Consider the following 19,188-nt stretch of genomic DNA (forward strand, 5'->3'; position numbering starts at 1 on the left):
CGGCAATATGATCGGTGCTCGTGGCACGAACGAAGAACTCGACGCAGAAGCAGGGCCGGTCCGGCAACCCGGCGAAGGCCGCTGCCCCCGCCCGCACCAAGCGGAAGGCGACCGCACGCGACTGGATCGGCGGCGCACGCCTGCGCACCCTGACCCTCGGTGTCGTCCCGGTCGTGCTCGGCACCGCCGTCGCGTTCGTCGACAGCGGGGAGCCCGGCGACTTCGGCGACTACCTGGCGAAGGACGGCCACCTCGCCGTCGCGCTGCTCGCCCTGGCCGTGGCACTGTTCCTGCAGATCGGTGTGAACTACAGCAACGACTACTCCGACGGGGTCCGCGGCACCGACGAGTACCGCGTCGGCCCGGCACGTCTCACCGGTGCCGGCCTGGCCAAGCCCCGGACCGTGCTCACCGTCGCCCTGACGTTCTTCGGCCTGGCCGCGGTCGCCGGCCTGGTCATCGTGCTGCTCACCCAGCTGTGGTGGCTGCTGCTCGTGGGGGCCGCCGCCATCGTCGCCGCCTGGTTCTACACGGGTGGCAAGAAGCCGTACGGGTACAACGCCCTCGGCGAGGTCTTCGTCTTCGTCTTCTTCGGGCTGGTCGCCGTGCTCGGCACCCAGTTCGTGCAGATCCGCGAGGTCACGGTCAGCGGCTGGGCAGCCGCGGTGGCCGCCGGGTTCTTCGCCTGCGCGGTCCTGATGGTGAACAACATCCGCGACATCGACGAGGACCAGCTGGCGGGCAAGCGCACGCTCGCCGTGGTCGTCGGTCGTCCGGTGGCCCGCGTCCTGTACGGCCTGTTCCTGATGCTGCCGTACGTCGTGCTGCTCTGGTTCGTGCTGCTGTACTTCCGCACGGGCTTCACGTACTTCTCGCTGCTGCTTGCCCTGCCGGCGCTGGCGATCGGGGTGTCGTCACGGAAGCCCCGCGAGCTCATCACGGCCCTGCAGCTGTCGTCGTTCGCCTCGCTCGCCTTCGGCGTGGTGCTCGGGATCACCCTGGCCGTCCAGCCGTAGCCGTTCCGGCTGCTCCACCGGACGGCCCCGCCCTCGCGCTCGGGGTCAGTCCGCGTCGGTGTCCCGGCGCGCCTCGTGCCGGTCGGCGTCGGACACCGGACGGACGGTCGGGGTGGCCGCGGCGTCGGAGTCGGCGGCGTCGACGAAGTCGTCCTCGAAGTCCGAGTCGGCGTCACGCTCCGGGGTACCGCGGCGGTTCGCCAGGCTCAGGGCCACCTGCGTGCGCAGTCCGGACAGGGCGATGTACGAGATGAGCAGGCCCACCAGGGCGGCCACGATCGTCGCCCAGTACCACGGCATCGGCGTCAGGAGCAGGAGGAGCACGAGCGCCACCACGAAGATGCCGAGCCGAGCCAGGGTGTACAGGAGCCACGCTTTCACACGGTGAGTCTACGGAGCGCCGACCGGCAGGGGCATCACAGGGTCGCGACCTAGACTTCACCGCATGGTCCGCTTGTGGTTGATCGTCGCCGTGGCCGCCGTCGCCTTCACGGTGTACGCGGCCATCGACTGTGGCACGATGCCCCGTCAGCGCGTCCGTTCCCTGCGTCGCGGTGTGTGGCTGCTGCTCGTCATCATCCTGCCCGTCCTCGGTGGCGTGCTCTGGTTCCTGCTGGGCCGCACCCCGGCGACCGACCCCGGTGCGTCGGCCCGCTACCGTGGACCCGAAGACGACCCGGACTTCCTCGGCACCACGCCGGAGCCGGGCACCACCCTCACGGACAAGGACCAGGACGACGCGACCCTCCGAGACCTCGAAGACCAGTTCCACGAGCGCGACGACGACGGCCGCACCGATCGCTGACAGCCCCGCGGGTTCGGGCAGCCCGGCGACGGACACCGCGCTCGCCCTCCTGCAGGAACTCGTGCGTGCCGGCGTCACCGACGTCGTGGTGAGCCCCGGTTCGCGTTCCCAGGCCCTCGCCCTCGCGGCGGTCGCCCTCGAGCGCGCCGGCGGGTTGACCGTGCACGTGCGGTTGGACGAACGGACCGCCGGGTTCTTCGCACTCGGGCTCGCGGTCGAGACGCACCGACCCGCAGCGGTGGTGACGACGTCGGGCACCGCGGTGGCGAACCTGCACCCCGCCGTGCTCGAGGCACACCACTCCGGCGTGCCGATGATCGTGCTGAGTGCCGACCGCCCCGACGAACTGCGCGGCATCGGCAGCAACCAGACCACCGTCCAGCCGGGGATCTTCGGCCAGGCCGTCGCCTTCGTCCGCGACGTCGAGGCCCCGTCGGCGCACGGCGTCGACGCCTCGGTCCGCGACACCCTGCGCACCCTCGCCCGACAGGCCGTCGCCGCCGCAGCCGGGCACACGGGGCAGCCCGGTCCCGCGCAGCTCAACGTCTCGTTCCGCGAGCCGCTGTCCGCCGGACTCGCCCCGGAGCACGTCAGCCCCGTGCCCGAGGACGAGGTCGACCTGGCGTTCGCGACCCGCCGGGCGCACGCGGGTCTGCCGGTCGCCGAACTCACCCCGGACGACGAACCGGGCACCGTCGTCATCGCCGGGCACGATGCCGGCGAGGACGCCGAGCGGATCGCCTGGGAACTCGGGGCGCCGCTCCTCGCCGAGGTCTCGAGCGGCGCGCGCTTCGGCCGCAACCTGGTCGTGGCCTACCGCGAACTCCTGCGCGACGCCGACCACGGTGGCGCCGTCCGCCGCGCCGTCGTGCTCGGCCACCCGACCCTCAGCAGAGAGGTCCCCGCGCTCCTGCAGCGCGACGGGGTCGAGACGATCGTCGTCCGCGGACCGGCGGCCGACCCGTTCGACCCGGCCCGTGCCTCCCGACCGGACGCCGTGACCACCTTCGTGTCCGACGTCCGCGTGACGGGCCGCACCCGGCCGGAGCACCGTGCGTGGGTCGGCCGCTGGGTCGGCGCCAGCCGACGGATCCTGGGGGACGGCGATGCCGGCCCGGACCTCGACGCCAAGCGCTCCGCCGACCGTGCCGAGCGGAACAAGTTCCTGCGTGACGAGGTCGCGCTCCGTCGCCGACCCGTCGACCGGGCCATGCTCGCCGAGGCCGTCTGGGGGGTGACCTGGCCGCACGACCGGCTGGTCCTCGGGGCGTCGCAGCTCATCCGCGAAGCCGACGCCCGGGTGCTCGGCAAGAAGATCCGGGTGCACGCGAACCGCGGCCTCGCCGGCATCGACGGCACCGTCTCGACCGCACTCGGCATCGCCGCGGCGCTCGAGCAGTCCTCGGCCTCCGTCGGCACCACACGCGTGCTCCTCGGCGACCTGACCCTGCTGCACGACCTCGGTGCGTTCGTCACCGGCACCGAGGAACGCACCCACCGGGTGCAGGTCGTCGTCGGCAACGACCACGGCGGCGCGATCTTCCGCGGGCTCGAGGTGGCGAAGACCACGCCCGAAGCCGACATGCGGCGGATGATGTCGACCCCGCAGCACGTCGACGTCGAACGGGTCGTCACGGGTCTCGGGTGGGAGTACCGCCGGGCGGCGACGTGGGGTGACCTGGAGCGGGTGCTCACCGACCCAGCCGAGCGGGTCGTGATCGAGGTTCCGCTGACCGACTGACCGGCCAGCGGCTGTCGGGGACCGCGCGGCCGCGAGGGTCGCGCGACCGCGTGGATCCCGCGACCGCGTGGATCGCGCGCCTGCCTCAGGCCAGCGCGTCGGCGATCGGCCGGAACTTCAGGGCCGTCTCGGCGACCTCGCGCGCCGGCTCCGAACCGGCCACGATCCCGGCCCCCGCCCATGCCCGGACGGTGCCGTCGTCGTCGATCCGGGCGCTGCGGAGCGCGAGCATCCACTCGCCGTCGCCCGTCGCGCTCATCCACCCGACCGGCCCGGCGTAGCGGCCGCGGTCGACGCCCTCGAGCTCGGCGACCAACTGCACGGCCACGTCGGTCGGGGTGCCGGCGACCGCGGCCGTCGGGTGCAGGGCGTCGGCGACGTCCAGTGACGTGGTATCGGGCGGCAGCGTGGCCTGCACGTCCGTCGCCAGGTGCCACAGGTTCGGCAGCTGCAGCCGGAACGGTTCGGCGTCGGCGCGCAGGTCCGTCGCGAGGGGGGCGAGGGCCGCGAGCAGACTGTCGATCGCGAAGGTGTGCTCCTCGACGTCCTTGGCGCTGCTGGCCAGGGCCTCGGCGGCGGCCCGGTCGGACACCTCGTCGGTGCCCCGGGCGGCGCTGCCGGCGAGCACCCGTGCGGTCAACCGTGTGCCGTCGGTGCGGGCGAGGGTCTCGGGGGTGGCGCCGACCAGTCCGTCCACCGCGAAGGTCACGCACTGCGGGTAGGCGGCCGCTAGGTCGAGCAGGACCGCCCGTCGATCGGCTCCCGGCGGCAGCGTGCCGACGAGGTCGCGGGCGAGCACGACCTTGCGGGCGTCCCCGGCCACGATGCGGCGGACCGCCTCGGTCACGTTGGCGGCGTAGGTGTCCTCGTCGATGTGCCCGGGACCCAGCGCGACGGACACGTGCGGCCCAACGTGGGGGACCGGGACCGAGGTCCGGGTGAAGGCCAGGGGCTCCGCGCCGAGCGTCGTGTCGATCGCGGTCAGCCAGGCCTTGCCGCGACGCCGGCCGAGGACCACCCGGGGCACGATGAGCACGCTCTCGTCGGCGGAGTCGTCGGCGAAGGCGAACGACCCGAACGCGACGAGCCCCGAACCGCGCAGCTGCACCGGGTCGTCGACGACGGCGGTCTCGACGATGCTGCGCCAGAGGGCCGCGGCGTCCCGCATCCGGTCCGGGCCGGTGAACGTGAACCGGAGCGCCTCACCGATGCCGACGATGCCGTCGCCGTTCCGGACGAAGGCGAGGGGACGGTCGCGGAGCGTGTGGCGGAGGACGGCGCCCGGGTCGTCGAGGATCCGGGTCGAGACCGTCAGCGGGGGCGCCGCCGTGGTGGTTCGGGTCACGGCTCCGATGCTACGCGCCGATCCCGCACCGCCCGGGTGGCTGCGAGTCCGGTGAACGCTCGGTCGGGACCTCTAGGATTGATCGTGTGAGCAGAGCGGACCTGAACAAGCGCCCGGACGAGGTGGCGGCGATGTTCGACGACGTCGCGGCCAAGTACGACCTCACGAACGACATCCTGTCGGCGGGCAACGCCCCGCTGTGGCGTGTCGCCACGGTCCGCGCGGTCGACCCGCAGCCCGGCGAGAAGGTCCTCGACATCGCCGCGGGCACCGGGACCAGCGCAGCGGCCTTCGCCAAGAAGGGCGCCGAGGTCACCGCGCTCGACCTGTCCGCCGGCATGATCGCCGTCGGCCGTGAACGCCACCCCGAGATCACCTTCGTCGAGGGCGACGCCGAGCAGCTGCCCTTCGACGACGACACGTTCGACGCCGTCACGATCTCGTTCGGGCTGCGCAACGTGAACGACCCGAAGCAGGCGCTCGCCGAGATGCTCCGTGTCCTGAAGCCCGGTGGCCGCGTCGTCATCTGTGAGTTCTCGACGCCGCCCCGCGCCCTGCTGCGCCTCGGCTACGGCACCTACCTGAAGCGCGTGCTCCCGGGCATCGCGCGGCTCTCGAGCAGCAACCCGGCCGCCTACCGCTACCTCGCCGAGTCGATCGACGCGTGGCCCGACCAGCAGGTGCTCACCCAGTGGCTCCGCGGTGTCGGCTTCTCGGTGGTCGCCTACCGCAACCTGACGGCCGGTATCGTCGCACTGCACCGTGGCCGCAAGCCCGTCGCCGACACGGTGCGCGAGTCCGCGGCACGGCGTGCGAAGGCCCGCCGAGACCACCAGAACACCGGCGAGCAGCCGCGCGTCGACCCGGCCGCCGACTGACCGGTCACCACCCCCGAAGACGGAGCAGCACTTGAATCCGAGCGTCCCGGTCGCACGTCGCGCGCCGAGCCTGCGCGCATCGCTGGGCATCGGCGAGCGGTTGTTCGCCACGCCCGCCGACCGACGCTTCATCTCCGCGGTCGACGACGGGCTCGAGCTCGTCGAGCAGGGGCTCGAGGACGCCATGCGCTCCACCGACACCCTCGCCGACACCACCAGCCGGTACCTGCTGTCCGCCGGTGGCAAGCGCATCCGTCCGACCCTGACGCTCCTCATCGCGCAGCTCGGTGACGGCGTGACCGACGCCGTGGTCAAGGCCGCGGTGAGCATCGAGACCACGCACCTGGCATCCCTGTACCACGACGACGTCATGGACGAAGCGCCCGTCCGCCGCGGGGTCCCCGCCGCGCAGATCACCTACGGCAACAACGTGGCGATCCTCACCGGCGACCTGCTCTTCGCCCGCGCCAGCCTGATCACCGCCGACCTCGGCACCGAGGGCATCCGGATGCAGGCCGAGACCTTCCAGCGCCTCTGCATGGGGCAGCTGCACGAGACCACGGGGCCGCAGCCGGACGACGACCCGCTCGAGCACTACATCCAGGTGCTCAGCGACAAGACCGGTTCGCTCATCGCCACCGCGGCACGTGCCGGCGTGATGTTCTCCGGTGCCGACCGTGCCTACCTCGACGCCGTCGGTACCTTCGGCGAGAAGGTCGGCGTGGCCTTCCAGCTCGTCGACGACGTCATCGACCTCGCCCCCGCGACGGACAAGACCGGCAAGATCGCCGGCAACGACCTGCGCGCCGGCGTCGACACCCTGCCGGTCCTGCAGCTGCGCCGGATGGCCGCGACCGATCCGTCCGCGCAGCACCTGGTCGAGCGCATCGAGCGCGACGTCAACGGTGCACCCGACGACGTGGTCGACTCCGCGCCGTACCAGTCGGCCGTCGCCGCGCTCCGCGAGCACGAGGCCACCGCCGCGACCCGAGCCGTCGCCGTCGCCTGGGCCCGCGAAGCCGTCGCCGCCCTCGCCCCGCTCCCCGACGGCACCGTGAAACGGGCACTCACCCGCTTCGCGGACTCCGTCGTCGACCGAAGCCGCTGAACACCCCTCCCGACGGCGCACGCACTGCGGCCCGGTCGGGAGGCCCCCCGGGAACCCCCACCCGAACGAACTGGAGACGATCAGTGCCCACCCTCCGACTCGCCATCGTCGGCGCCGGCCCGGCCGGCATCTACGCCGCGGACATCCTGCTGCGCGAGGCCCACGGCTACGACGTGTCGATCGACCTGTTCGAGCAGCTCCCCGCGCCCTACGGTCTGGTCCGGTACGGCGTCGCCCCCGACCACCCGCGCATCAAGGGCATCATCAACGCCCTGCGCGACGTCCTCGACCGCGGTGTCGTCCGGCTGTTCGGCAACGTCCGCTACGGCGAGGACATCACCCTCGAGGACCTCAAGAAGCACTACAACGCGGTCGTGTTCTCGACCGGCGCGATCAAGGACGCCGACCTCGACATCCCCGGTGTCGACCTCGACGGCTCGTACGGCGCCGCCGAGTTCGTGAGCTGGTTCGACGGCCACCCCGACGTCCCGCGCACCTGGCCGCTGAACGCCGAGAGCGTCGCGGTCATCGGCGTCGGCAACGTCGCCCTCGACGTCTCGCGCATCCTGGCGAAGCACGCCGACGACCTGCTGCCGACCGAGATCCCCGCGAACGTGTACGAGGGCCTCAAGGCCTCGCCCGTCACGGACGTGCATGTCTTCGGCCGCCGTGGTCCGGCGCAGGTGAAGTTCACGCCGCTCGAGCTGCGCGAGCTCGGCGAGGTCCGTGACGTCGACATGGTGGTCTACGACGAGGACTTCGACCACGACGAGGCCTCGAAGACCGCGATCGCGACGAACAAGCAGGTCATGGTGATCAACCGTGTCCTCGAGCAGTGGCGCACGCGCGAGGTCGGCCAGGCCAGCCGCCGGCTCCACCTGCACTTCTACGCGAAGCCGATCGAGTTCGTCGGCGACGAGCAGGGCAAGCTGACCGCCATCCGCTACGAGCGCACCCGGCCGAACGGCGAGGGCGGCGTCGAGGGCACCGGCGAGATCCGCGAGATCCCGATCCAGGCCGCCTACCGCGCGGTCGGGTACTTCGGTTCCCCGCTGCCCGGTGTGCCGTTCGACGAGCGGCACGGTGTCATCCCGAACCACGAGGGCCAGGTCCTCGACGACGACAACCAGCAGATCCCCGGGGTGTACGCCACCGGCTGGATCAAGCGCGGTCCGGTCGGGCTCATCGGACACACGAAGTCCGACGCGATGGAGACCGTGCAGCACATCGTCAACGACCAGGCGAGCTGGTGGACCCCGGAGGACCCCTCCGACGAGGCCATCCCGGCCCTGCTCCGCGAGCGCGGCGTCGAGTACACCGACCTCGAGGGCTGGCACCACCTCGACACCCACGAGCAGGCGCTCGGTGCGGTCGACGGGCGTGAACGCATCAAGTTGGTGCCGCGCGACGAGATGATCGAGGTCTCGCTCGGACGCGTCGACACCCCGACGAGCTGACGACCATGACCGGCACGCGCCCCGTCCCGTTCACAGCGGTGCGGGGCGCGTCCGCGTCGGGGATGCGGCTGCAGGGCGTCGACGTGGCCCGTGCGGTCGCGCTGCTCGGCATGATGGCCGCACACATCGGCGGCATCGCGGAGCAGCTCGACTGGACCGACCCGGCCACCTGGACCGCCGTCGCCCACGGGCGCCCGTCCACGCTGTTCGCGGTCCTCGCCGGCGTCTCGATCGGTCTGACGAGCGGCCGCACCGACCCGCCGGGCCCGCCGACCATCGGCCGCATCCGTGCCCGGCTCGCGATCCGCGCCGTGGTGGTCGTCGTCATCGGGTTCGCCCTGATGGCGCTCGACACCCCCGTGTACGTGATCCTGCCGACCTACGGGGTGCTGTTCCTGCTCGTGGTCCCGGTGCTCCGCGTCCGCCCGGCGGCGCTGCTCGGCATCGCCGCGCTCTGCGCGTTGCTGTCGCCGCTCGCCGCGCTGACGATCGCGCCGGCCTACGCGGACGCCGGCATGATCGGCGTCCAGCTCGGCCTGGTCTACCCCGTGGTCACCTTCCTGGCGTACGTCCTGGTGGGGCTCGCGGTCGCCCGGGTCGGCCTGGAGGACCGTGGCCGGCAGATCCTGGTCCTGGCGTCCGGCGCACTGGTCGCCGCCACCGCGTACGTCGCCGGGTCCGTCCTCGCCCCGCTGCCCGACGATGCGGCCCTGGCGTTCCCCGGGGTCCCGTCCGCGGGCGAGGCCTCGACCCCCGGGCAGGCCCTCGCGCAGCTGTTCCTGTCCCCGCGCGACCACTCGTCGTCGGTCGTCGACGTGGTCGGCACAGCCGGGGTGGCGGTCGCGGTGATCGCCCTCTGCCTGCTCGTGTTCGACGGCCGCGGGCGCGTCGCCGAGCGGATCGCGTTCCCCCTGGCGGCCGTGGGGTCGATGCCGCTGACGGTGTACTCGGGGCACCTCGTGGTCATCGCGATGCTGCCGACGTACCCCGAGTCGGCCGAGGCTTGGGGCTGGTTCGCCCTCGGCTCGGTGGTCTTCGCGATGCTGTGGCGGCGGTTCCTCGGCCGCGGCCCGCTCGAGCGGGTGGTCGGGGCCGTGGCGTCCCTCGTCCCGATGCGCTGAGCGCACCTGGCGGACCCGCACCGGGCCTCCAGGCGGGCTACTGCAGCGCCGCCGTGAGCCGCGGAGCGCGTACCGCACGGTGCAGGGTTGTCCGTTCGCCGCGGGCTTGCTCGCCGGGTGCCCCGCTGTCGCGACGCACGGTGCGGCCAATGTCGCACCGGGTGGAGTACGACGCACCGTGCGCGACGGAGGCGACCCGGGCCTCCCGTCCGCACCGTGCGTGGTTGGTTGCGCGACGCGTCGCGCACGGCATCCTGAACAGGCCCGGAACGCCCCGCACGGTGCAGGGTTGTTCGTTCGCCGCGGGCTTGCTCGCCGGGTGCCCCGCTGTCGCGACGCACGGTGCGGCCAAGGTCGCACCGGGTGGAGGACGACGCACGGTGCGACGCTGCGACGCTGCGACAGCGTCCGCTACTGCAGCGCCGCCGTGAGCCGCGCGACGTTGTCGAGGACCTTGGAACGTCGCGGACGGTCGACCCACGCGTCGAGCGTGAGCTCGAAGCTGTGCTCCTTGTAGGAGTCCTGCACCTCGCGCAGGGCGTCGACGAAGCGGTGACCGCGCACCATCACGGAGACCTCGAGGTTCAGGCTGAACGAGCGCATGTCCATGTTGCTCGACCCGATCACCGACACCTCGTCGTCGATGGTGAAGTGCTTGGCGTGCAGGATCGTCGGCGCGCGGTACAGCCAGATCCGCACGCCGGCCCGCAGGAGTTCCTCGTAGTAGGAGCGCTGCGCGTGCCAGGTCATGGCGTGGTCGCCCATCTCGCCGACGAACAGCTCGACGTCGACCCCCCGTTGGGCGGTCGTGGTGATGGCGTAGAGCATCGAGTCGTCCGGCACGAAGTACGGCGACGTGATCGAGACCTTCTGCTGCGCCGAGTAGAGCAGCGCGTTGAACAGGCGCAGGTTGTTCTCGCCGTCGAAGCCCGGGCCAGACGGCACCACCTGGCAGTCGAGCGCGTCGCCGCGGTCGGCCCGCTGGACGGGGTCGCTCTCACGCAGCAGCAGCTCGTCGGTCTCGCTGTACCAGTCGGTGACGAACAGGGCGTTGAGCCCGGCGACGACCGGTCCCTCGAACCGGGCGAACAGGTCCTTGTAGACCATGCCCTTCTCGATGTGGGACCTGATGTCGTACGACGCGTCGATCAGGTTCTGCGAGCCGGTGAACGCGACCGAGCCGTCGATCACCATGATCTTCCGGTGGTTGCGGAGGTCGGGGCGCTGGAACTTCCCCTGCAGCGGCAGGAGGGGCAGCATCAGGTGCCACTCGATGCCCGCCTGGTCCATGAATGCCAGGGTGTCCTTGTAGCCCGGGTAGCCGCGGCTCGCCCAGTGGTCGAGCAGGAACCGCACGGTGACGCCCCGTGCCTGCGCCCGCGCGAGCGCCTCGAAGAACGGGCGTGTGGTGTCGTCGAGCGTCGCGATGTAGAACTCGACGTGCACGAACCGGCGGGACTGGTCGATCGCCCGGGTCATCTCGGCGATGGACTCCTCGGAGTCGGGGTAGAGCTCCGCGGAGTTGCCACCGACCAACGGCATCGCACCGAGTTCGCGGTTCAGCCGCGTGACGCTCTCGAGCCATGCGGGCCACGGGTGGTCACGGCGGACCCGCTCGATGCCCTCGGTCTGCTCGAGGATGTACGCGTTGATCTCGGTCTGCTTCTCGCGACGGGCGCGGGGGAGCTTCGTCGACCCGATGACCAGGAAGACGATGAAGCCGATGTAGGGGATGAGGAAGATCGCGAGCAGCCACGCCGTCGCGGTCTGCGGCTTCCGGTTGATCGGGACGTAGATGATCGAGAAGACGCGGATCGCCAGGTCCAGCAGGACGAGCAGGACGGTGATGACGACGCTGAGCCAGTGCTCCACGGGGTGTCGGGTGTCGTTCGCAGGGGCCGCGGGTCAGCGGAAGTTGATGAACTGCAACGGGACGTCGAACTCTTCACCCTTGAGGAGCTGGATCGTGTTCTGCAGGTCGTCACGGCTCTTCGACGAGACCCGGAGCTCGTCGCCCTGGATCTGGCTCTTCACCGTCTTCGGGGCGTTGGCCCGCAGGAACGCGCCGATCTTCTTCGCCACGTCCTGCTCGATGCCGTTCTTGAACTTCACCTCGATGCGGTACTCCTTGCCGGAGGGGTACGGGTCGCCGGCGTCGAGGCTCTTCAGGCTGATGTTCCGCTTGATCGCCTTGCTCTGCAGCACGTCGAGGACGGCTTTGGCGCGCTCTTCCGAGTTCGCCTTGATGAGGACGTCCTCGCCGCTGAACGCGACCGAGGCGTCGGCACCCTTGAAGTCGTACCGCTGCTCGATCTCCTTGGCCGCCTGGTTGAGGGCGTTCTCCGCCTCCATCTTGTCGACCTTGCTGACCACGTCGAAGGAACTGTCTGCCATGCGGAACAGCCTAACGGCGGTGGGCCCACGTCGCCGGTTCCCGGGCGACGCGCCAGCGGCGTCCGGGCCGTGCCGATGGGGAGGGAGGCCCGGTTCGGCCCCCGTGCGCGGGCCCTGGTGGGTGCGTGGTCGCGTCCAGGGCCGATGGTCACGACCACCGTCAGCCATCCGCTATGCTTTTGTGCGCGCCTTCGGTTGGTGATCACACCGGCTGGGTGCGCATGGCAAGTTACCCAAGCGGCCAAAGGGATCTGACTGTAAATCAGCCGGCGTAGCCTTCGGGGGTTCGAATCCCTCACTTGCCACCATCTGATCGGCCCCGTCCACTGCGGACGGGGCCGATGGTGTTTCCGGGAGGATGGGTGCATGGCATCCGACCTCACCCCGTCCCAGTTCGCCGACCTCGCCGAGTCGATCGCCCGTGACGCAGCGGCGCTGGCCGCACGGCGCCGCGCCGAGGGGGTCGAGGTCGCGGACCGGAAGTCGAGCATCGTCGACGTGGTCACGGCCGCCGACCGTGAGGTCGAGGCACTCATCCGCGCCCGCATCGCCGAGGCCCGACCGGACGACGCCTTCCACGGCGAGGAGTCCGGGTCGGCCTCCGGCGCCTCGGGCATCACGTGGGTGGTGGACCCGATCGACGGCACGGTCAACTACCTGTACGGCAGCGCCGAGTACGGCGTGAGCATCGGCGTCGTGCGCGGAGCACCCGACCCGATGACCTGGGAGCCGATCGCGGGCGTCGTCGTGGCGCCGGCGACGGGCACCGTCTTCCGGGCGGCGGTCGGCCAGGGCGCGACCCGTGACGGGGAACCGTTGTCCGTCGCCGCGCCTGGTTCGCTCGCCGAGACGCTCGTCGCCACCGGGTTCGGGTACACGGCCGACCGTCGCCGGGAGCAGGTCGCGGTGCTCGCCGGACTCATCGGCGAGGTGCGGGACATCCGCCGCGGGGGAGCGGCGTCGCTCGACTGCTGCGCCGTCGGTGCGGGCGTGGTGGACGCGTACTACGAGCGCGGGATCAACCCGTGGGACATGGCGGGCGGGGCCCTCGTCGCGCAGGAGGCCGGCGCGGCGATCGGCATCTGGGAGGCCGGGGGGACCCGCTCCTTCCTCTTCGCGAGCCCCGCCGTCGCCGACGAACTCGAGGCCCTGGTGCGTGGGCTCGAAGCCGGTGCACTCGGAGCCGTGCGGGCCTGAGGGTGCGCCGAACCCCAGGTCCGGGGGTGCCGGGAGGACATGACCACGACTGGCGACCTGCGACGTCTCCTGCTAGCGTGCTCAGGTCCCGTTACCTGCTCGTTACCAACGAGTGAGCCCTTCTCCGATCAGGATCGCCACCGCACGCATGCCCCGTACTCCTCTGTCGTCCGCTCCCACCGACGGTTCCGTCGACGCCGCCACCCCGGTCGTCCACCAGACCCGACGCGCTCGGATCGAGGCAGAGCGAGCCGCGGCGAAGGGCGCGGTCGTGGTGCAGGAGGCGCACGACTCGACGGGTCCGAGCTTCGACGACGTGATCGGTGCGGTCACGCCGGGAACCCCCGCGGCCCCCGTGTCGCCGATCGACCTCGCACCGGCGTCACCCGTGCGCCCGGCCTCCCGGATCGTGACGCCGCCGGCCCCCACGTCGCCCGTCGTGCACGCGCAGCCGGCCGCTCGCGCTGCCTCGGTGTCGCAGCCGCGTCGGGTCGCTGGGCAGGTCCCCGCGTCGCGTCGTCGCAGCAGCCGTCCGGCGCCGACGGCCCCGGTCGACCGCGCGACCCGTCACATCCGTTCCAGCACCCCCGTCAGCGCACCGGCCCCGAAGCGTGGTGCGTCGTTCCGCCGGTCGGCCTCCCGTGTGACCGCGGTCGGCGCCCTGCTCTTCGCGGCCGGCCTGGTCGTGTCGACCTCGCTGCCGGCCCAGGCGCTCTGGGTGCCCGAGTCCGGCTCGACCGCGGCCCGTGCCAGCTCGGGTGCCACCCAGTCGATGCAGGTCGGTGCCGCTGCTGACGGGTCGACCGCCCGTGACCAGTTCACGGTCTCGGACGCCACGCAGTACGCGAACGTCGACTCCTCCAGCTTCACGAACGACCCGACCGGCACGATCCAGTGGCCGTTCCTGACCGGTGTCCCGATCACCTCGGGCTTCGGCGGACGCCAGGTCGCCGGGTGCTCGTTCTGCTCGACGAACCACATGGGCGTCGACTTCGCCCCGGGCGAGGGCACCCCGATCGGCGTCATCGCGGCCGGGACCGTCATCAAGGTGCAGGCGAACGACGGCGGCTTCGGCAACGACGTCTGGGTCGAGCACGACGTCGACGGCAAGCAGTTCGTCAGCGTCTACGGCCACATGGAGGACAACTCCTTCAAGGTGGTCACCGGCCAGCACGTCGAGGTCGGCGACATCCTCGGCCTCGTCGGCAGCACGGGCAACTCCACGGGCCCGCACCTGCACCTCGAGGTGCACGTCGACGGGGTCCCGGTGGACCCGCTGGCGTGGCTCAAGACCAACGCGAACTAGCGGCCCACGACGCGGCACGCCCGGGCGTCTCGCCCGGTTCCGGAGCAGCGTCGGAGGTCTGCTATCCTCGTGTGGTGCCGTTCGCGGCACATCGCCCCGATAGCTCAGTGGTAGAGCACCTCCATGGTAAGGAGGGGGTCGTCAGTTCAATCCTGACTCGGGGCTCCGACCCGGTGCGCGTGTCGCTCCGGATCTCTGGCGGGGTAGCTCAGTTGGTTAGAGCACACGACTCATAATCGTGGGGTCGCGGGTTCAAGTCCCGCCCTCGCTACACGCAAGGCCCTCTCGTCCAGGATCCCCTGGGTCAGGGGGCCTTCTCTGTTGCCGGCCCTACTTCGATTGCCGGGGCCGACCCGCCGCGCGTTCAGTCCGCCGCCGGCACGTCGGCCTCGACGTTCTCCTGCGCGGCGAACTGGGTGCGGTGCAGCTCCTCGTACCGGCCACCCGCGGCCAGCAGTTCGTCGTGCGTGCCCCGCTCCACGATCGAGCCGTCCTCGACGACCAGGATCACGTCCGCGCTGCGGATCGTGGAGAGCCGGTGCGCGATCACCATCGCCGTCCGTCCCTCGAGCGCCTCGCCGAGTGCTGCCTGCACCGCTGCCTCGGAGGTCGAGTCGAGCGCCGCCGTCGCCTCGTCGAGGATGACGACGCGCGGCTGGGCGAGCAGGAGCCGGGCGATCGTCATCCGCTGGCGCTCGCCCCCGGAGAGCCGGTAGCCGCGTTCACCCACCATGGTGTCCAGCTGGTCGGGGAGGGACCGGATGAGCGGCTCGAGTCGCGCACGGCGGACGGCGTCCCACACCTCGTCGTCGGACGCCTCGGGCCGGGCGAACCGCAGGTTGGAGCGGATGGTCTCGTGGAACAGGTGGCCGTCCTGCGTCACCATGCCGAGGGTGTGCCGCATCGAGGCGAAGGTGACGTCGCGGACGTCCATCCCGGCCAGACGCACCGCGCCGCTGTCGACGTCGTACAGGCGCGAGAGCAGCTGCGCGACCGTGGACTTGCCGGCCCCGGACGAGCCGACCAGGGCGACGGTCTGCCCCGGTTCGATCCGGAAGGACAGGCCGTGCAGCACCTCCTCGCCGCCGCGGGTGTCGAGCGTCGCGACCTCCTCGAGCGAGGCGAGGGACACCTTGTCGGCGGACGGGTAGGCGAACCGGACGTCGTCGAACTCGACGGAGACCGGCCCGTCGGCGATGGTGACCGCGTCCGGCTGCTCCTGGATGAGCGGTTCGAGGTCGAGCACCTCGAAGACGCGCTCGAAGCTGACCACGGCGCTCATGATCTCGACCCGGGCGTTCGCCAGGCTCGTCAGCGGTGCGTAGAGCCGGGTGAGCAGGAGCGCCAGGGTGACGACCTCGCCGGTGTCCAGGCGGCCGGCGAGCGCGAGGAAGCCGCCGAGCCCGTAGACGAGCGCGAGGGCGAGCGCGGAGACGAGCATGAGCGCGGTGAAGAAGACGAACTGCAGCATCGCGGTCCGGACCCCGATGTCGCGGACCCGGGCGGCGCGGACACGGAACTCCTCGGCCTCTTCGTCGGGTCGGCCGAACAGCTTGACGAGGGTGGCGCCGGGTGCCGAGAAGCGCTCGGTCATCTGGGTGCTCATCGCGGAGTTGTGGTCGGCGGCCTCGCGACGCAGTGCGGCGAGGCGGCTCCCCATCCGGCGCGCGGGGACCAGGAACACCGGGAGCATGACGACGGCGAGCACCGTCACGAGCCACGAGGTGCTGAGCATGACGATCAGGGTGAGGACCAGCGCCACGAGGTTCGTTACCACGCCGGACAGCGTGCCGCTGAAGGCCTGCTGGGCGCCGATCACGTCGTTGTTGAGGCGGCTCACGAGCGCACCGGTCCGGGTGCGGGTGAAGAACGCGATGGGCATCTTCTGCACGTGGTCGAAGACGGCCGTCCGGAGGTCCAGGATCACGCCCTCGCCGATCCGCGCCGAGTACCACCGCGTCGTCAGCGACACGGCGGCGTCGGCCACGGCCACCAGGGCGATGACCACGGCCAGCCGGACGATCGTCGCGACCTCACCGCGGGCGACGATGACGTCGACGACCTGACCGGCGAGGACCGGCGTCGCGACCGCGAGGAAGGCGCCGACGACGGAGAGACCGATGAAGACCAGCAGCTTCGCCCGGTACGGCACCGCGAACGTCAGGATCCGCCGGACGGACGCGCGGGAGAACCCGTGCTTGCCGCCCTGCGCGGACGAGATCTTGTACAGCGAGCTCCAGGCTGCGCTCTCCATGCTCATGGCGGTTCCTTTCCGGGGCCCCGGGCCCAACCTAGATGGCTGGCCGGGTCCCCGGTGACCGCTCCCGTGGCGGTGCGCCGCGCGGCCACCCGCCGGAGGCCGTCCGGCCGCCTACTGCGTGCGGTGGGAGCCGGTGTCCGTCCGCGTCGCGAGCACCCCGGCCGCACGGAACGCGTCCTCGACCGCGGCGGTGACCTGCTGCCAGGCGGCCCGTCGCCGGTTCGCTCCGATGCTGCCGCCCGACACGGCCGTGCCGTGCCCGGCCCGGCGCAGGGTGATCGTGGTGGTGGCACCGTCCACGACGGTCGACAGCTCGTACCGGCGGTACTCCCGGGCCGGCTGGACGAGCGCGCCGAGCAGGATCGTGAGCGTCCGGCTGCCCGCCGTCGCGGTCATCGTGCCACCTGTCGACTCGACGTGGTGGCCCGTGCGGCGCAGCGCGGCGGCCGCGACCTCCATGGCGGTGCACCGGTCTCCCGTGTGCACGGCGAACTCCGTCGTGGTGTCCATCGGCCCTCCCCGTCCCGAACGAACCCGTGCCGCACGGCACGCCCCGATTCCCCCGAATCGGTCTCAGACAGTCTAGCTGAAGCGTCCTCATCGATCACCGGCCTCCGGACGGGCCTCGGTAGACTGCCGTGGTGTCAGTGAACCCCGAGCTCGTCGGCAGGACGTTCCCGCCGGCCCAGCCCTACCTGGTCGGCCGCGAGAAGGTGCGCGAGTTCTCGCGTGCGGTCTTCGCGACCAACCCCGTCCACCACGACCCGGACGCCGCACGTGCCGCCGGCTACGACGACGTGGTCGCACCCCCGACGTTCGCCGTCGTCGTGCAGGAGGCCACGCTCGCGCAGCTCCTGAACGAGCCCGACGCCGGCATCGACTTCTCCCGCGTCGTCCACGGCGAGCAGTCCTTCACCTACGACCGGCCGATCGTCGCCGGTGACGAGCTCACCGCGACCCTGACGGTCACCAGCGTGAAGACCCTCGGCGGCAACGCGATGGTCACCGCCCAGAGCACCATGAACGACGCCGAGGGGGAGCACGTCGTCACGGCGACCTCCACCCTCGTGGTCCGAGGAGACGACGCATGACCGCCGCACCCGCCACCGCGCTCGAGGTCGGCACCGTCGTCGCCGAGCGCGACGTGCACATCACGCGCGACTCGCTCGTCCGGTACGCCGGCGCCTCGGGCGACTTCAACCCGATCCACTACCGCGACGACGTCGCCGCCTCGGTCGGCCTGCCCGGTGTGCTCGCCCACGGCATGCTCACGATGGGCATCGCCGTGCAGCCGGTCGCCGAGTGGCTCGGCGACAGCGGCTGGGTCGCGGGCTACGGCGTCCGCTTCACGCGCCCCGTCGTCGTCGACCCGGAGCAGGGTGCCACCGTCGGCATCGTCGCGAAGGTCGGCACCGTCGACGAGGACGGCCGGCCGAAGCGCATCGACCTCACCGTGACCGCCGCCGGGCAGACCGTGCTCGGCAAGGCGCAGGTCACGGTGGTGTTCCGCTGACCGTGTCCGAGCCGGTGCTGGCCGACCTGACGACGCTCCGCGTCGGCGGGGCCGCCACCCGGCTGCTCACGGCCGAGACGACCGATGAACTCGTCGCCCACGCACTCGACGCCTTCGACGACCACGAGTGGCTCGTCCTCGGCGGCGGCAGCAACCTGCTGGTCGCCGACCAGGGCTTCGACGGCACCGTCGTGCTGGTCCGGACGACGGGCGTCGACGCCGACCGCGACGCCGACGGCGTCACCGTCCGCGTCGCCGCGGGGGAACCGTGGGACCCGTTCGTCGCCACGACCGTCGCGAACGGCTGGACCGGCCTGGAGGCCCTCAGCGGCATCCCGGGCACCGTCGGTGCGTCCCCGGTGCAGAACATCGGCGCCTACGGGGTCGAACTCGCCGACGTGCTCACCCGCGTCGAGTTCCTCGATGCGGCCACGGGGGAGCGCGCGTGGGTCCCGGCAGCCGAGCTGGCGCTCGGCTACCGCACGTCGACCCTCAAGCACGGTCGGCGCGGTGTCGTGCTGACGGTCGAGTTCCGACTCGGACTCGCGGGCGAGCACGGCGTGCCCGTGCGCTACGCGCAGCTCGCCGGTTCGCTTGGGGTCGAGCTCGGTGCGCTCGTGCCACCCACGACCGTCCGCGACGAGGTCCTGCGGCTGCGCGGCTCGAAGGGCATGGTGCTCGACGGGGACGACCACGACACCTGGAGCGCCGGGTCGTTCTTCACGAACCCGATCGTCTCGCCGGCGTTCGCCGAGACCCTGCCGGCGGATGCGCCCCGGTGGCCCGCGGGCGACGACGTCAAGCTCAGTGCCGCGTGGCTCATCGAGCACGCTGGCGTGCACCGCGGGTACGCGGTGCCGGGCTCCCGCGCGGCGATCTCGTCCAAGCACACCCTCGCGCTCACGAACCGCGGCGGGGCGACGGCGGCGCAGGTGGCCGAGCTCGCACGGTTCGTGCAGGTGACCGTCCTGAACCGCTTCGGTGTCTCGCTCGTCCCGGAACCCGTCGTGGTGGGGGACCTGCTCGGCTGATCGTCCGCGCGACGGG

Annotated in this window: 18 protein-coding genes and 3 tRNA genes; 15 read left to right on the forward strand and 6 right to left on the reverse strand. The window is 71.8% G+C overall.

Annotated elements, in window-relative coordinates:
* Positions 1–14 precede the first annotated feature (14 nt).
* Positions 15–1,016 (forward strand): 1,4-dihydroxy-2-naphthoate polyprenyltransferase, encoded by a 1,002-nt coding sequence (locus DEJ01_RS08520; RefSeq protein ID WP_071406305.1) that lies wholly within the window; start codon positions 15–17, stop codon positions 1,014–1,016.
* A 45-nt stretch (positions 1,017–1,061) separates the two neighbouring features.
* Here DEJ01_RS08520 and DEJ01_RS08525 read toward each other — a convergent pair whose 3' ends face one another.
* Positions 1,062–1,397, reverse strand: coding sequence for a DUF4229 domain-containing protein (locus DEJ01_RS08525; protein ID WP_111032003.1), 336 nt, complete (start codon positions 1,395–1,397; stop codon positions 1,062–1,064).
* Positions 1,398–1,461: 64 nt separating this feature from the next.
* Here DEJ01_RS08525 and DEJ01_RS08530 point away from each other — a divergent pair, with 64 nt between their 5' ends.
* Together DEJ01_RS08530 and menD are read left to right on the forward strand one after the other, a co-directional pair.
* The gene (locus DEJ01_RS08530) at positions 1,462–1,821 is read left to right on the forward strand and encodes a PLDc N-terminal domain-containing protein (RefSeq protein WP_111092726.1); all 360 of its coding nucleotides are present in this window, start codon (positions 1,462–1,464) and stop codon (positions 1,819–1,821) included.
* Positions 1,822–1,870: 49 nt separating this feature from the next.
* Complete coding sequence (menD, locus tag DEJ01_RS08535) at positions 1,871–3,562, forward strand: 2-succinyl-5-enolpyruvyl-6-hydroxy-3-cyclohexene-1-carboxylic-acid synthase (RefSeq protein ID WP_309147059.1); 1,692 nt, start codon at positions 1,871–1,873, stop codon at positions 3,560–3,562.
* 85 nt (positions 3,563–3,647) lie between these two features.
* Here menD and DEJ01_RS08540 read toward each other — a convergent pair whose 3' ends face one another.
* Entirely contained in the window at positions 3,648–4,907 is a 1,260-nt protein-coding gene (locus DEJ01_RS08540; protein WP_111092728.1) for an isochorismate synthase MenF, read from the reverse strand.
* A gap of 86 nt (positions 4,908–4,993) precedes the next feature.
* Here DEJ01_RS08540 and DEJ01_RS08545 point away from each other — a divergent pair, with 86 nt between their 5' ends.
* The 4 genes from DEJ01_RS08545 to DEJ01_RS08560 all read left to right on the forward strand — a co-directional run bounded on the left by DEJ01_RS08545 (position 4,994) and on the right by DEJ01_RS08560 (position 9,471).
* Complete coding sequence (locus DEJ01_RS08545) at positions 4,994–5,785, forward strand: demethylmenaquinone methyltransferase (RefSeq protein WP_111029382.1); 792 nt, start codon at positions 4,994–4,996, stop codon at positions 5,783–5,785.
* A 31-nt stretch (positions 5,786–5,816) separates the two neighbouring features.
* Positions 5,817–6,893 carry a polyprenyl synthetase family protein gene (locus DEJ01_RS08550; protein WP_027466355.1) on the forward strand — a complete coding sequence of 359 codons (1,077 nt, stop codon included), beginning with the start codon at positions 5,817–5,819 and terminating at the stop codon, positions 6,891–6,893.
* A gap of 83 nt (positions 6,894–6,976) precedes the next feature.
* Positions 6,977–8,350, forward strand: a complete 1,374-nt coding sequence (locus DEJ01_RS08555; RefSeq protein ID WP_111092729.1) for an FAD-dependent oxidoreductase — start codon at positions 6,977–6,979, stop codon at positions 8,348–8,350.
* Between the two features lie 5 nt (positions 8,351–8,355).
* On the forward strand, positions 8,356–9,471 hold the full coding sequence (locus DEJ01_RS08560) for a heparan-alpha-glucosaminide N-acetyltransferase domain-containing protein (protein ID WP_111092730.1): 1,116 nt from the start codon (positions 8,356–8,358) through the stop codon (positions 9,469–9,471).
* Positions 9,472–9,882: 411 nt separating this feature from the next.
* Here DEJ01_RS08560 and cls read toward each other — a convergent pair whose 3' ends face one another.
* Both cls and DEJ01_RS08570 read right to left on the reverse strand, forming a co-directional pair.
* A complete protein-coding gene (gene cls / locus DEJ01_RS08565) occupies positions 9,883–11,343 on the reverse strand; it encodes a cardiolipin synthase (RefSeq protein ID WP_111092731.1) in 1,461 nt (486 codons plus the stop codon).
* Between the two features lie 33 nt (positions 11,344–11,376).
* Positions 11,377–11,865 carry a YajQ family cyclic di-GMP-binding protein gene (locus DEJ01_RS08570; protein WP_017888627.1) on the reverse strand — a complete coding sequence of 163 codons (489 nt, stop codon included), beginning with the start codon at positions 11,863–11,865 and terminating at the stop codon, positions 11,377–11,379.
* A 223-nt stretch (positions 11,866–12,088) separates the two neighbouring features.
* On the opposite strand from DEJ01_RS08570, the gene DEJ01_RS08575 reads away from it, so the two are divergent.
* From DEJ01_RS08575 to DEJ01_RS08600, 5 genes are all read left to right on the forward strand, one after another.
* Positions 12,089–12,173 (forward strand) — tRNA-Tyr (locus DEJ01_RS08575).
* A gap of 58 nt (positions 12,174–12,231) precedes the next feature.
* On the forward strand, positions 12,232–13,062 hold the full coding sequence (locus DEJ01_RS08580; protein ID WP_111092732.1) for an inositol monophosphatase family protein: 831 nt from the start codon (positions 12,232–12,234) through the stop codon (positions 13,060–13,062).
* A 148-nt stretch (positions 13,063–13,210) separates the two neighbouring features.
* Positions 13,211–14,368 carry a M23 family metallopeptidase gene (locus DEJ01_RS08590; RefSeq protein WP_111046785.1) on the forward strand — a complete coding sequence of 386 codons (1,158 nt, stop codon included), beginning with the start codon at positions 13,211–13,213 and terminating at the stop codon, positions 14,366–14,368.
* A 93-nt stretch (positions 14,369–14,461) separates the two neighbouring features.
* Positions 14,462–14,533: transfer RNA gene (locus DEJ01_RS08595), tRNA-Thr, on the forward strand.
* A gap of 32 nt (positions 14,534–14,565) precedes the next feature.
* Positions 14,566–14,639: transfer RNA gene (locus DEJ01_RS08600), tRNA-Met, on the forward strand.
* A 93-nt stretch (positions 14,640–14,732) separates the two neighbouring features.
* Here DEJ01_RS08600 and DEJ01_RS08605 read toward each other — a convergent pair.
* Complete coding sequence (locus DEJ01_RS08605) at positions 14,733–16,628, reverse strand: ABC transporter ATP-binding protein (protein ID WP_111092735.1); 1,896 nt, start codon at positions 16,626–16,628, stop codon at positions 14,733–14,735.
* 111 nt (positions 16,629–16,739) lie between these two features.
* A complete protein-coding gene (locus DEJ01_RS08610) occupies positions 16,740–17,138 on the reverse strand; it encodes a hypothetical protein (RefSeq protein WP_071406316.1) in 399 nt (132 codons plus the stop codon).
* 131 nt (positions 17,139–17,269) lie between these two features.
* Between DEJ01_RS08610 and DEJ01_RS08615 the strand changes: the two genes are divergently transcribed.
* The 3 genes from DEJ01_RS08615 to DEJ01_RS08625 are packed head-to-tail and all read left to right on the forward strand — an operon-like array spanning position 17,270 to position 19,172.
* Complete coding sequence (locus DEJ01_RS08615; RefSeq protein ID WP_084741396.1) at positions 17,270–17,719, forward strand: MaoC family dehydratase N-terminal domain-containing protein; 450 nt, start codon at positions 17,270–17,272, stop codon at positions 17,717–17,719.
* A complete protein-coding gene (locus tag DEJ01_RS08620) occupies positions 17,716–18,141 on the forward strand; it encodes a MaoC/PaaZ C-terminal domain-containing protein (RefSeq protein ID WP_027466539.1) in 426 nt (141 codons plus the stop codon). Before DEJ01_RS08615 ends, DEJ01_RS08620 begins: the two co-directional genes overlap by 4 nt.
* A gap of 2 nt (positions 18,142–18,143) precedes the next feature.
* Positions 18,144–19,172, forward strand: coding sequence for a UDP-N-acetylmuramate dehydrogenase (locus DEJ01_RS08625; protein ID WP_111092736.1), 1,029 nt, complete (start codon positions 18,144–18,146; stop codon positions 19,170–19,172).
* Positions 19,173–19,188 lie beyond the last annotated feature (16 nt).

The sequence above is a fragment of the Curtobacterium sp. MCLR17_040 genome, assembly GCF_003234735.1.
Taxonomy (GTDB): Bacteria; Actinomycetota; Actinomycetes; order Actinomycetales; family Microbacteriaceae; genus Curtobacterium; species Curtobacterium flaccumfaciens.